This window comes from Amycolatopsis sp. FU40, assembly GCF_021903635.1.
Taxonomy (GTDB): Bacteria; Actinomycetota; Actinomycetes; order Mycobacteriales; family Pseudonocardiaceae; genus Amycolatopsis; species Amycolatopsis dendrobii.
In genome coordinates, this window is the sequence record NZ_CP091381.1 from 1692491 (window position 1) to 1705871 (window position 13381).

Consider the following 13381-nt stretch of genomic DNA (forward strand, 5'->3'; position numbering starts at 1 on the left):
GACGATGTGTGAAGAACATTGGCTTCCTGTCGTTCGGCCACTGGTCGCCGAGCCCGCACTCCGAGACCCGGTCGGCCGCCGACTTCCTGCACCAGTCGATCGACCTCGCGGTCGCGGCCGAGGAACTGGGCGTCGACGGCGCATACTTCCGCGTGCACCACTTCGCGCGGCAGGCGGGCAGCCCGTTCCCGCTGCTCGCGGCCATCGGCGCGCGGACGTCGAAGATCGAGATCGGCACCGGCGTCATCGACATGCGCTACGAGAACCCGCTGTACATGGTCGAGGACGCCGGTGCCGCCGACCTCATCTCGCGGGGCAGGCTCCAGCTCGGCGTCAGCCGGGGGTCCCCCGAGCAGGTGATCGACGGCTGGCGGTACTTCGGCTACGCCCCCGCGGAGGGCGAGACCGACGCGGACATGGCCCGCGACCGCGTCGAGGTCTTCCTGAAGCTCCTCGAAGGCGAGGGTTTCGCGAAACCGAACCCGCGGCCGATGTTCGCCAACCCGCCGGGCCTGCTCCGGCTCGAACCGCACTCCGAGGGCCTGCGCGACCGCATCTGGTGGGGCTCGGGCTCGAACGCGACGGCCGTCTGGGCGGCGAAACTCGGCATGAACCTGCAGAGTTCCACGCTCAAGGACGACGAGACGGGCGAGCCGCTGCACGTCCAGCAGCGCAAGCAGATCGAGGCCTACCGCGAGGCGTGGAAGGAAGCGGGCCACGAGCGCGAGCCGAGGGTGTCGGTCAGCCGCAGCGTTTTCGCGCTGACCAACGACCTGGACCGCGCGTACTTCGGCAGCGACCGCAACTCGCGCGACCAGATCGGCATGATCGACGAGAACACCCGGGCGATCTTCGGCCGTTCGTACGCCGCCGAGCCGGACGAACTGGTGCGGGAACTGAAGGAGGACGAAGCGGTGCAGGCCGCGGACACCTTGCTGCTGACCGTGCCGAACCAGCTGGGCGTCGACTACAACGCGCACGTGCTGGAGAGCATCCTGACCCACGTCGCCCCGGAGCTGGGCTGGCGCTGATCGGACTCTGGACGAGGGGACGGCGGCTGGAATCGGCCGCCGTCCCCTCGTTCTGTTCCGGCCGCAGATCCTGGGAAAACCGCGTAAGGCGTCGTCGCCTGGAATGCTTTTTCGCGGCGCGCCAATAAAGCGTTTTCCTCGCCGCGGCGCCGTGTCAACACTTTCGAACCGGTAATGGCTCGAAAGGAGGAGAACGGCGTTCTCCGGTGTTTTTTCCTGTTCCGTTCCGTGCGGTCGCTCCTAGGCTCGCCGCATGACCATTCCTTCCGAACCCATCGGCAGCATCCCGCGTTCGCCCGAATTGCTCGGCGCTCTCGCCGCGCGCGAAAGCGGGCAGCTCGGCGACGCGGCCTTCGCCTCCGTTCTCGACCGGGCCGTGCGCGAGACCATCGAAACGCAAGCGAGCCTGGGCGCGACCGTGGTCACCGACGGCGAGCAGCGCAAACCCAGCTTCGTCACCTACCCGATCGCGGGCTCGGGGAACCTTTCCGCGGACGGCGTCGTCATCCCGTTCGCCGACGGCCACCAGCGGCAGCTGCCCTGTCTGACTTCCGGGCCGTTCCGCTACCAGGAGCACGCCGAGCGCTATGTGCGGGCCGCCCGGCAGTGCACGAACCTGCCGGTGAAACAAGCGGTGATCGCGCCTTCCGCGCTGTCGCTGCTTTACCCGGCGTCCGGGATCGACGGCTATTCGCGCGAGAATTTCCTCGACGACCTTGCCGACGGGGCCGAGGCCGATATCCGGGGTTGCCTGGACGCGGGCGCGCACGTCGTCCAGCTGGATTTCACCGAGGGGCGCCTGTCGCTCAAGCTCGATCCCAGCGGCCAGGTGCTGCGCGATTTCGTCGCGCTGAACAACCGGGTCCTGGAGAGGTTCAGCGAATCCGAGCGGGCGCGGATCGGCGTCCACACCTGCCCCGGCGGCGATCTCGACTCGACGCACAGCCTCGACGTCGACTACGCCGACCTGCTGCCGGCGCTGTTCCGGCACACCGTCGGCAATTTCTATCTCCAGCTGGCCGGCGAGCCCGATCCGGACCGGGTCCTGCGCGTCATCGCGGACCAGCTCCGGCCGGGAATCCGGGTGTTCGTCGGGGTGATCGACCCGATCGATCCGCGGGTGGAGACGGCCGAAGAGGTGCGCGACCGGGTGCTGCGCGCCGCCCGCTGCCTCCCGGCGGAGCAGCTGGGGACTTGCGACGACTGCGGGTTTTCCCCGTTCGCGGACGACCAGTCGACCTCGCGGCGGACGGCCTTCGCCAAGATTCGCGCGCGGCTGGAAGGCACTGCGCTCGCGGCGGACCAGCTCGGGGTCGGGTTTCCGGCTGCCCGCAACGGCCAGGATGCGCACCAGGCCGCCGCTGTCGACTGAATATCGCGTGGCGCAAGGGAAATCCGCCGGGCGGTGACTACGCACGGTGTTTTTCCGTGCCTGGATCGGGGCAAGCGGGGGCACGACCGGGGCGGCGGCCGTGACCCGCGGCCGAGTGCGCGCGGCGAACCGGGCCGGATTCCCGGCCACGAAAGGGAAAAGTACTGCCGGCCGGGTGTTTCCGGCCCGGTTTCGCCGGAACGGATGGTCCTGCGGTAACAGGGCGCGTTCTCAGCGCTACTGGTTGTAACGTCACTCGTCGGCAGTCAGCCCGGACGGCGAAGGGGAGAGATGACGTTTCCGAGAATCAGCGGCGGCGCGGTGGCGCTGCGGACGGCGCGGGCTTTCGCGGTCCTCGCCGGACGGTCGCTGCTGCTGGGACCGGCGACGGCAGCGGCGTGGCTGCGCGGCGAACGGTTCGACCCAGACGCCTGGCTGGCGGACACGGTGGCGGCGCTCGGCCCGGCGTTCGTGAAGGCTGCCCAGCTTTTGAGCACCCGGGCGGACATTCTGCCGCCTCGGACATGTCGCGCGCTTTCCCGGCTGCACGACCAGGTTCGCCCGGCTCCGCCGCGCACGCTGCCGCCCGCGCTGAGGTTCGGCGCGGGGGTGCCGCGGCTGGTCGGGGCGGGCAGCATCGCCTGCGTGTACCGGGTGGACCTCCCGGACGGCCAGGCGGTCGCGGCCAAGGTGCGCAGGCCGGGGATCGTCCGGTCCCTTTCGGCCGATCTCGCGATGCTGGAACGAGGCGCACGGGTGGCGGCCCGGCTGCCGGTGCTGCGCGGCGTGCCGGTCACCGCCGTCGCCGCGCAGCTCGCCGAGAGCATTCGCGCGCAACTGGACTTCGGAAGGGAAGCGGAGCGGCTCGAAGGCTTCCGGAAAGCGCTCAGCGTCGCGGACGGAGTGACCGTGCCCGGAGTGCGCCCCGGACTGTCCACTGAGGACATTCTGGTGATGGACTTCCTGGACGGCCTGGCGCGTCGCCGTCCGGAGGAACTCGGCGAGGCGGAGCGCCGGAACGCGGTCGTCACGGCGTTGCGCGCGGTGTACCGGATGCTCTTCCTGGACGGCGTGGTCCACTGCGATCTGCACCCCGGCAATCTCTACTTCCGCGAAGACGGCTCGATCGTCGTGCTGGACGCGGGTTTCACCGTCCAGCTGTCCGAACCCGCGCGGGAGAAGTTCGCGGCGTTCTTCTACTGCATGAGCCAGGGCGACGGCGAAGCCTGCGCCGACATCGTGCTGTCGACGGCGAAAGCTCCGCCCGGTTCCGACACCGCGAGGTTCCGCGCCGACCTTGCCGCGCTGGTGGCGGAACACACCGGACGCAGCGCGGCCGACTTCGACCTGGTTTCCTTCGCCGCCAAGCTGTTCGACCTCCAACGCGGGCACGGTCTCCACGCCGATCCGCAGTTCGTGTTCCCGATTCTGTCCCTGCTGGTCCTGGAGGGCACAGTGCGCGAGTTCCATCCCGACGTCGACTTCCAGCGCGAAGCCCGGCCCATGCTGGTCACCGCCTTGATGGAACGCGTCGTGGCCGTGCCCCAGGAAACGCGGTGATGCCCGGCGTCATGGCCCGGGCGCTGTGCCAGGACCTGCGGCAGGTCGATTTCGGGCTGCGCCGGTTCCGGCTTCGCCCCGGCCCTGCCCGCGGCGTCCTGGAGGCGTCCGGGCGAGCGTTCCTGACCGGGCTGAACGCCTCGGTCGAACCGGGCCGGGACGCGCTCGGGCAGCGGGTGTCCGCGCTCGAACCGGAGCTGCGCGGGTTCGCCTTCGAGGGCGCGGGAATGGGCTGCGCCCTGCTGGACCTGCTCCTCCCGGCCCGGCGCGGACGGGTCGCCGCCCTGCTGAACGGACCGGCCGCGGACTATCCGCACCTCGTGCACGTCGGCATCGGCTGGGCCTACGCCCGGCTGAGGCTGCGCCCGTCGCGGAGCGCGGGAACGGATCCGTTGCTGCGGTGGCTGGCCTGGGACGGATTCGGCTTCCACCAAGGGTTTTTCCACACCGACCGGGCAGTCGGCCGCCATCGCGTCGAACCCGGGGTCGGGTCCGGACCGCGGCGGATCCGCGACCAGGGGCTCGGCCGGGCGCTGTGGTTCTGCGAATGCGCCGACCCCGACGGCGTCGCGTTGCGGATCGCGGAATTCCCGGTCGAACGGCGGCCGGACCTGTGGAGCGGAATCGGCCTCGCCGCGACGTACGCGGGCGGCGCCGACGCCGGGGAACTCGCCCGCCTCGCCGACCTGTCCGGGCCGTTCCGCGCTCATCTGGCGCAGGGTTGCGCGTTCGCCTGCGCCGCCCGGCGGGTCAGCGGAATCGTGCCCGCGCACACGGACAAAGCGGCCGAGGTGCTGGCCGGGACCAGCACCGGCGTCGCCGCGGACTGGACCGACCGGGCGCTCGGACGCCTGCCCGCTCCGTCCACGCTCGCGCATTACCAGCGCTGGCGCGCGGAAATCCGGTATCTCTGGGAGAGGAAGAGCCGATGAGACCTTTTCTGCGCCGGCATCTGGCCCGCGTGGTCGCGCTGTTCGGCTGCGCGGCGGTCTTCGCGTTCACGGTCGTTCCGCAGTCGTCCTCGGCCGAGCGAGCCGAACTGGCACACCAGTTCTCGTTCGCCGCGGCACCGGTCAGCCCGGACAACGCACCCGGCGGACGGCACGTGCGCACCGTCGCCCCGGCCTACGAGCAGATCCGGTCGTGGGTCTCCTCGGTGGGCGCGGCGACCGCCCTGTTCGCCGCGGACGGCGGCCCGGTCGCGCACGACGTCTGCCTGGTAGATCCCCGTACCGACACGGTCACCGTGGAACCCGCCCCCGGCACCGGCGCGCGCTACCAGCCGTTCACGCTGACCCCGACCGGGCTGGAGATGCCGTCCTTCGCGGCTCCGATGGGCTGCCTGCCCGCGGACGTCGACGAGACCGGCCGCCAGGACGTCATCGTCTATTACTGGGGCCGTTCTCCGGTCGTCTTCGAGCGTATGCCCGGGGCCACGCCGTCCGCGGCGGCGTTCCGGCCGCGCGAGCTGGTCAGCCCGTGGCGGGTCTGGAACACCAACTCGGCCACGATCGGCGATTTCGACGGTGACGGCCACCCCGATCTCGTGTTCGGCAACTATTTCCCGGACGGCGCGCGCGTGCTCGACCCGAGCGCGCACCAGCCGGAACTGATGATGAACGATTCGCTGTCCCACGCCGCCGACGGCGGCACGCTCCGGCTGTTCCGCTCCGCTGGTTCCGGACGGTTCGCCGAGGCGCCCGACGCTTTCCCGCCGGGCACCCGAACCGGGTGGGCGCTCGCGCTCGGCGCCCAGGACATCGGCGGCCGAGGGCTGCCGGATCTGTACGTCGCCAACGACTTCGGCCCTGACCATCTGCTGGTCAATGAATCGACTCCGGGCCGCGTCGCGTTCCGTGCGGCGACGGGAACCAGGCACGCGACGACGCCGAAGTCGAAGGTGCTGGGCAACGATTCGTTCAAGGGCATGGGCGTGGCCTTCGCCGACCTCGACGCGAAGGGCGTTCCGGACATCCTGGTCAGCAACATCACCGAGCCGTACGCGTTGCAGGAAAGCAACTTCGCCTACCAGTCCACTATGGATCGATCCGGAACAGCCGCTCGATTGCGCGAGGGCGTGGCACCCTACGACGACCGCAGCGAGGACCTCGGATTGTCCCGCACCGGATGGTCGTGGGACGTCAAGGCCGCCGACTTCGCCAACTCCGGTTCCGACGAGGTCATGCACGCGACCGGGTTCGTCGCGGGCGAGGCGAACCGGTGGGCGCAGTTGCAGGAGACCGCGATGTCGAACGACCTCGTGCTCAGCCATCCCGCGCTGTGGCCGCGATTCACCGAGGGCGCCGAACTGTCCGGCCACGACCACAACTCGTTTTTCGCCCGCGGCTCGGACGGCCGCTACGTGAACGTCGCGGACCAGGTCGGCGTCGGAACCGACGCGGTCAGCCGCGCGTTCGCGGTCGGCGACGTGGACGGTGACGGGCGGCTCGACTTCGTCGTCGCCAATCAGTGGGCGCCGTCCGCTTTGTACCGCAACACCTCGCCAGCCGGTGCATTTCTCGGACTGCGCTTGCGAAAACCTGTCGGCGGCAACGCGTGCGGGACAGGCGGGCCGATCTCGCCTGCCATCGGGGCCGAGGCCGAGGTCGCCGCGCCAGGCGGAGGGAAGCGGCTGGAACAGGTGTACCCGGCCAATGGGCACAACGGCGTCAACGCCCCTGACCTGCACTTCGGCCTGGGCAGCCAGCCGCCTTCCGCGGTGCCGGTCCGCCTGGCGTGGCGGGACGGCTGCGGACACCGCCACGACGGTTCGGTGTCGCTCCCGCCCGGCTGGCACCAGCTGCGGCTCAACCCCGACGGCACCATCGAGGAGGACCGGTGACCAAATCGCCGAGCGAACGCCGTTCCGCTGCCCTGCGCCGGTTCGGCGCGTCGATCACCGTGCTGACCGTGCTCGGGCACACCGTGCTCGGCTTCGAACAGGCGTATCTCACCCCGGTGGTCGCCGTCTTCGCCGCGCTGACCGCGGAGATCGTGCTGGAGTCGGTGGAGGCCGCGACAGCCCGGCGCCGCCCGCGCTACCTCGGCAAACCCGGCGCGGTGGCGGACTTCCTGCTTCCCGCCTACATCACCGGCATGGCGTGCGCGATGCTGCTGTACGCCAACGACCGGTTCATGCCGACAGTGCTCGCCTCGGTGGTCGGTGTCGCTTCGAAATACGTCGTGCGTGTGCGGATCGGCGGCAAGAGCAGGCATGTGCTGAACCCGAGCAACGTCGGGATCGTCGTCGTCCTGCTGCTGTTCGGCTGGGTCGGCATCGCGCCGCCGTACGAGTTCACCGAATGGGTCACCGGCTGGTGGGGCGCGATCGTGCCCGCCGTGCTGCTGATCGCCGGGACCATGCTCAACGCCAAGCTCACCGGCAAGGTCCCGCTGATCCTCGGCTGGGTCGGCGGCTTTCTCGGCCAAGCCCTGGTGCGCGCGCTGTTCACCGACATTTCGCTGGTCAGCGCGGTACTGCCGATCACCGGGACGGCGTTCGTCCTGTTCACCAACTACATGATCACCGACCCGGGCACCACGCCGTCCTCGCGACGGAACCAGGTGTGCTTCGGGCTCGCCACTGCCGCGGTGTACGGCGTGCTCGTGCAATTCCACGTCGTGTTCGGCCTGTTCTTCGCGCTGACGATCACCTGCGCGCTGCGGGCCGTGGTGCTCGCGGTCGCCGCCCGGAAGAGTCCGCAGTGGACGGTCCTGGTCCCGGCGCAGCGCACCGCCGCCGAACCGGTGCCGGCCCGGGAACCCGCATGACCCGCCGCGAACCCGGCGAGCCGATCGCGATCGTCGGGATGGCCTGCCGCTACCCGGACGCGGCCGACCCGGCGCAGCTGTGGGAAACCGTGCTCCACCAGCGCCGCGCGTTCCGGCGGTTGCCGCCCGGACGGCTGGATCTGGCGGATTACTGGAGCGCCGACGCGAGCGTCCCGGACCGGACGTACAGCACCCAGGCCGCGGTGCTGGCGGACTGGGAGTTCGACCGGGAGGCGTTCCGGATCCCCGGCTCGACCTTCCGCGCCGCCGACCCCGCGCACTGGCTGGCGCTGGAAACCGCGGACCGGGCGCTGGCCGACGCGGGTCATCCGGCGGGCGCCGGCCTGGACGCCGACCGGGTGGCCGTCGTCGTCGGCAACAGCCTGACCGGCGAAATGACCCGCGCCCGGACGCTGCGGCTGCGCTGGCCCTACGTTCGCGACGTCCTGCGCTCGACGCTGCCCGAGGCCGACCTCGCAGAGGTCGAAAAGCGGTACCTGGCGGCATTTCCCGAGGTCGGGGACGAGACGCTGGCCGGAAGCCTCGCCAACACCATCGCGGGCCGCATCTGCAACCACTTCGGTTTCCACGGCGGCGGGTACACCGTGGACGGTGCGTGCGCCTCGTCGATGCTCGCGGTGATCACCGCCTGCCGGGCGTTGCGAGACGGCGGCGCCGATTTCGCGCTGGCCGGGGGAGTGGACCTGTCGCTCGACCCGTTCGAGCTGGTCGGCTTCGCCAAGACCGGTGCGCTGGCTGCCGAGGAGATGCGGATCTACGACCAGCGTTCGGCGGGTTTCTGGCCGGGCGAGGGCTGCGGAATGCTCGCGCTCGCCCGCGCCGAAGACGCCCGCGCGGCGGGACTGCCGGTGTACGCGGAAATCCTCGGCTGGGGCGTCTCCTCGGACGGCCGCGGCGGTATCACCCGGCCCGAGCCGGACGGACAACTGCTCGCGCTGCGCCGTGCGGGCGAGATGGCCGGGATCGAGCACGCCGAGATCGGACTCTACGAGGGACACGGCACTGGAACGGCGGTCGGCGACCTCGTCGAGTTGACGGCGCTGAACCGGGTCCGGTCCGGGGCCTCGTCGGCCGCCGCGCTCGGCTCGGTCAAAGCGAACATCGGGCACACCAAGGCCGCCGCCGGAGCCGCTGGGGTGCTCAAGGCCGCGCTGAGCGTGTCTTCGGGGCTGCTGCCGCCGACCACCGGCTGCGCGACCTCGCATCCGGCACTCGGCGAGACCCTGCGGGTGCTGTCGGCGGCGGAGCCCTGGCCGGAAGGCCGCCGGTTCGCCGGGGTGAGCGCGATGGGGTTCGGCGGCATCAACACCCACGTCGTGCTGGGCACCCCGACGCGGACCCGGCCGGTGCGGTCTCCGGTGGCCGATCGGTCGACTCCGGAATTCGACGTCCTCGCCGTCAGCGGGCCGGACCCGGCGCGCGTCGCTGCCGAACTGAGCCGGATCGCAGAAGCGGCACCGCGGCTGTCGCGAGCCGAACTGCACGACCTCGCCTGCCAGTACGGCCGCCGGGACGCCGCCGGGCCAGTCCGGGCCGCACTGGTCGCCCGCACCCCGGCTGAGCTGGGCTCGCTCGCCGCCCGCGCGGCAGCCGAGGCGCCGACGCTGACCCACGGCCGGCTCTCGAGGTCTCCGGGCTGCTGGCTGGGCAACGCCGTGCCAGGCCGGGTCGCGCTGCTGTTCCCCGGACAGGGCGCGAGCGGCGCGGAACCGGCCGACACCACGCTCGCTCAGCCCACGATCTACCGGGCGTGCGCCTCGGCGCTTGCGCGGCTCGACGAACTGGGCGTGACCGCGAGCGCCGCGATCGGACACAGTCTCGGCGAACTGGCCGCGCTCACGTGGGCGGGTTGTCTGTCCACTGAGGACGGTGAACGGCTGGCCGTCGAACGCGGCCGGATCATGGGCACGTACGGCAGGTCCGGCACCGGAATGCTGGCTGTCGCGGCGAGTGCGGCCGAGGCGCAGGCGCTCGGCACCGGGACCGATGTCGTGCTGGCCGCCGACAACTCCGCTCTGTCGCAGGTGCTTTCCGGTTCCGTGGAAGAACTCCGGATGGTGGCGGACACGGCCGAGCAGCACGGTTTCCGCGTCTCCTGGCTGCCCGTGTCCCACGGCTTTCACAGCCCCGCCATGGTTGCCTGTATCAAGCCGTGGCGTGCTTTCCTCAAGGGAATGGCTCTCGCTCCGGTGCGGCGCACGGTGGTGTCCACTGTGCACGGCCGACCGCTCACCGAGGAGGACGATCTCGTCGAACTGCTCGTCCGGCAGTTGTGCGCGCCGGTGCAGTTCCGGGCCGCCGTACAGGCCGTCGACGCGGACTTGTTCGTCGAAGCGGGCCCCGGCCGTGCGTTGAGTGCCCTGGCCGGGCGGGCGGCGGTCAGCCTGGACATCGGCGAAGCCGGCGACCGCGCGTCCGCTGATTCCGCCGCCGCGCTGTTCGCCGCCGGAGCCGTCGTGGACCTCGTCCGCTGGTTCGCCGGACGAGCCGCGCGTCCCATCGAGCTCGACCGCGAACCGGAGTTCCTGACGAACCCGTGTTCGGCGGCGCCCTCGGAGATCCCCGCCCCGCGAGAGGCGCTCGACGCCGCGCCGGCTCGCGACGCCGCCGCGACGATCACCGGCCTGCTCGCCGAGGCCACCGAACTCGATGCGGCGCTCATCGGCTCCGACGCCCGCCTGCTCGCCGACCTCAACCTGAGTTCGCTGCGGGCTACCCAACTCGTCGTCGAGGCGGCGTCGGCGCTCGGCCGGAAGCTGCCGTCGGTGTCGATGGCGTTCGCGGACAGTTCGGTCGGCGAGGTGATCGCGGAGATCGAACGGCTCCCGGAGACCGCCGAACCCGATGCGGAGACGCCGGGCGTGCGGCCCTGGACCGGCTGTTTCGCCGAGGTCCTGGCGCCGGCCCGGCCGGAATCGTGGCGTCCGACGGAAACCGTGTGCCTCGCCGACCCCGAAGACGTCGAGGCACTGCTCGACGCCGGGCGGAAAGCCCTGCACCGCCAGGCGCTCGTCGTCGTGACGCACGACTGCGCGATCAGCGGCTTCTTCCGTTCGCTGCACCAGGAACACCCCGGGGTCGGCATCACCCTCGCCCAGGTCCCGGCCGGCACTGCGGATTTCTCCGCACTCCACGCCGAACCCGGCCGTTTCCGCGAACTGGTCCTCGGCGAGGACGGCGCCTGGTACGAACCGCGCGAACAGCTTGTTGCCGCGAAGCCGGACGACATACTCCTCGGTGACCAAGACGTGCTCCTGGTCAGCGGAGGCGGCAAAGGCATCGGCTACGAGTGCGCGCACGCCCTGGCCGGCGAGACCGGACTCGCCCTCGCCGTCCTCGGCCGCTCCCACCCGGAGACCGACGATCTCCTCCGGGCAAATCTGGACCGGCTCAGGGCGGACGGGATCCGCGTCGCCTACGAGGCGGCCGACGTCGGCGACCTGGACGCCGTCGCGCTCGCCGTGGAAAAGCTCACCGCCGAAACCGGCCCGGTGACCGCGCTGCTGCACGCGAGCGGCATCAACGAACCCGCCCGATTCTCCGACCTGACGCCGGATCGGATCCGCGCGCACCTGCGCCCGAAGGTCACCGGGCTCCGCGCGTTGCTCGCCGCCGTCCCGCCCGGATCGCTGCGGCTGCTGGTCACGTTCGGCTCGGTGATCGGGTCGGCCGGGATGGCGGGGGAGTGCCACTACGCGCTGGCCAACGGCCTCCTGCGCGCCGAAGCCCGGCGGCTCGCGCGGGAGCTGCCGTCCTGCCGGGTGCTCGACATCGCCTGGTCCGCGTGGTCCGGCGCGGGCATGGCCGAACGCATGGGCGCGGCGCAGGTCCTCGCCCGCTCCGGTGCCGCACCGATCCCGGTCGAGGAAGGAACCGGCCTGTTCCTGCGGTTGCTGCGCACGCCGTCGACCCCCGCCGACGTGTCCGTGCACGGACGGCTCGGCGCCGCGTTCCCGGCTGGAACGGGCCGCTTCCTGGAACGGATCCGCGCAGGCCACCCCGGCGTCGAACTCGTCGCCGACGCGACGCTTTCCCTGCGCACCGAGCCGTGGCTGGACGGTCACCGGGTCGACGGAGCGGTTCTGTTGCCCGCCGTCGTCGGGCTGGAAGCCATGGCGCAAGCCGCTTCCACAGTCGCTGGCCGGGCTCTGACGACGGCGTCCGATGTCCGGTTCGACCGGCCGGTCGTCATTCCCGACACCGGAGAGCACGTCGTCCGAGTCTGCGCGCTGCGGGACGGCGACGTGATCACCACCGTGCTGCGCTGTGCCGAATCCGCCTTCCAAACGGACCACTTCACCGCCACTTTCCCGTTGTCTTGCAACGAGAACACTGCACCTTCACCGGCGGTTGCCGACCACGGCCGAATTGAGCCGGCCGAACTGTACGACCGGCTGTTGTTCCACAACGGACCGTTCCGCCGGGTCACCGCGGCAGCCGTCCCGGACCCGTGGTCCTGCCGGGCCGCGATCACCCCGAACGACGAGCCCTGGTTCGCCTCGGTTCTCGGCGACCCGGCCGCCCACGACGCCACCGTGCACGTCCTTCAATCCTGCGTCCCGACGCGGCGGTTGCTGCCCGTCGCCTGCGACCGCGTCGACTTCGACCCCCGCGCGACCGGCCCGCGGGAACTCCGCGGCACCGAACAACACGCCGCCGACGGCCGCTACACCTGGGATGTCGTCGCCACCGACGCGAACGGCCGCACCGCCGTTCACTGGACCGGCCTGCGCCTTGCCGACACCGGCGCACTGCCCGACGACCGGCCCTGGTCGTCTTCCTTGCTATCGGTGGCGATCACCCGGACAGCGGTGGCCCTCGGGCTAGATCCGTCCCTGCGCGTATCGATCGGCGAACCATTCACCGTGGACGCCGGCAGTTCCTGTCCGGCAGCCTGTGCCTGGGAATTCGTGGAACCTCGTGAATCACCAGACGCCCGGCTGCTCCGCGTCCTCTCGGGCCCGTGCGACGAGCCGCCCGAGCGCCTGGCCGCACGGTCCTCAACTGTGACGCGGTGCCTGACCCAGGTGAGCGCGAGTCCTTCGGAAGCAAGGTTTTCCGGTGCCTACGAAGGCGGCTGGCTCGTCCTTGCCGCCGGGGACGCGCGGATCGCCTCGGCCGTGTTCACTGTGGACGGTTACCGCCTGCCGATCGCGATCGCCCTGCTGACGGTTGGCGGCGTCGCATGACTCCCGCCTACCGGTACCGCCACCCGGTCACGCTGGAGGAGACCAATCTCGTCGGCAACGTCTACTTCGCGCATTACATTCGCTGGCAAGGACATTGCCGGGAGAGCTTCCTCGCCGAGCACGCCCCGGACGTCCTCGCGTCGCTCGCCGACGGCTTCGCCGTGGTCACCACCGGCTGCGGCTGCGAGTACTTCGGCGAACTGACCGCAGGGGACGTCGTCGAACTGCGGATGACCCTGAGCGAACTCGAGGGCAACCGGGTGGCGATGGCGTTCGACTACTACCGGACCGAGGTCGCGGTGCCCCAGCTGGTGGCCCGGGGCCATCAGTCGGTCGCCTGCATGACCCGCGGGCCCGCCGGGCTCGAACCGGTCCCGGTCCCCGGACAGCTGCGGACAGCCCTGACGCCGTACTTGAAAATCCAGTAGTACGCTGGG

The 13381-nt window shown here is 71.1% G+C and carries 8 protein-coding genes; all 8 read left to right on the top strand.

All coding sequences use genetic code 11. The features are described from left to right. Positions 1-8: 8 nt before the first annotated feature. Positions 9-1031, top strand: coding sequence for an LLM class flavin-dependent oxidoreductase (locus L3Q65_RS08815; protein ID WP_237599296.1), 1023 nt, complete (start codon positions 9-11; stop codon positions 1029-1031). 253 nt (positions 1032-1284) lie between these two features. Next, positions 1285-2403 (top strand): cobalamin-independent methionine synthase II family protein, encoded by a 1119-nt coding sequence (locus L3Q65_RS08820; protein WP_237599297.1) that lies wholly within the window; start codon positions 1285-1287, stop codon positions 2401-2403. Positions 2404-2694: 291 nt separating this feature from the next. After that, complete coding sequence (locus tag L3Q65_RS08825) at positions 2695-3963, top strand: AarF/ABC1/UbiB kinase family protein (protein ID WP_237599298.1); 1269 nt, start codon at positions 2695-2697, stop codon at positions 3961-3963. Further along, a complete protein-coding gene (locus L3Q65_RS08830; protein WP_237599299.1) occupies positions 3963-4895 on the top strand; it encodes a DUF1702 family protein in 933 nt (310 codons plus the stop codon). Before L3Q65_RS08825 ends, L3Q65_RS08830 begins: the two co-directional genes overlap by 1 nt. Continuing rightward, positions 4892-6805 (top strand): CRTAC1 family protein, encoded by a 1914-nt coding sequence (locus L3Q65_RS08835; protein WP_237599300.1) that lies wholly within the window; start codon positions 4892-4894, stop codon positions 6803-6805. The genes L3Q65_RS08830 and L3Q65_RS08835 overlap by 4 nt, the downstream gene beginning before the upstream one ends. Next, entirely contained in the window at positions 6802-7734 is a 933-nt protein-coding gene (locus L3Q65_RS08840; protein WP_237599301.1) for an enediyne biosynthesis protein UnbU, read from the top strand. The genes L3Q65_RS08835 and L3Q65_RS08840 overlap by 4 nt, the downstream gene beginning before the upstream one ends. Next, the gene (locus tag L3Q65_RS08845) at positions 7731-12944 is read left to right on the top strand and encodes a type I polyketide synthase (RefSeq protein WP_237599302.1); all 5214 of its coding nucleotides are present in this window, start codon (positions 7731-7733) and stop codon (positions 12942-12944) included. The genes L3Q65_RS08840 and L3Q65_RS08845 overlap by 4 nt, the downstream gene beginning before the upstream one ends. Then, positions 12941-13372 (top strand): thioesterase family protein, encoded by a 432-nt coding sequence (locus L3Q65_RS08850; protein ID WP_182895078.1) that lies wholly within the window; start codon positions 12941-12943, stop codon positions 13370-13372. Before L3Q65_RS08845 ends, L3Q65_RS08850 begins: the two co-directional genes overlap by 4 nt. Positions 13373-13381 lie beyond the last annotated feature (9 nt).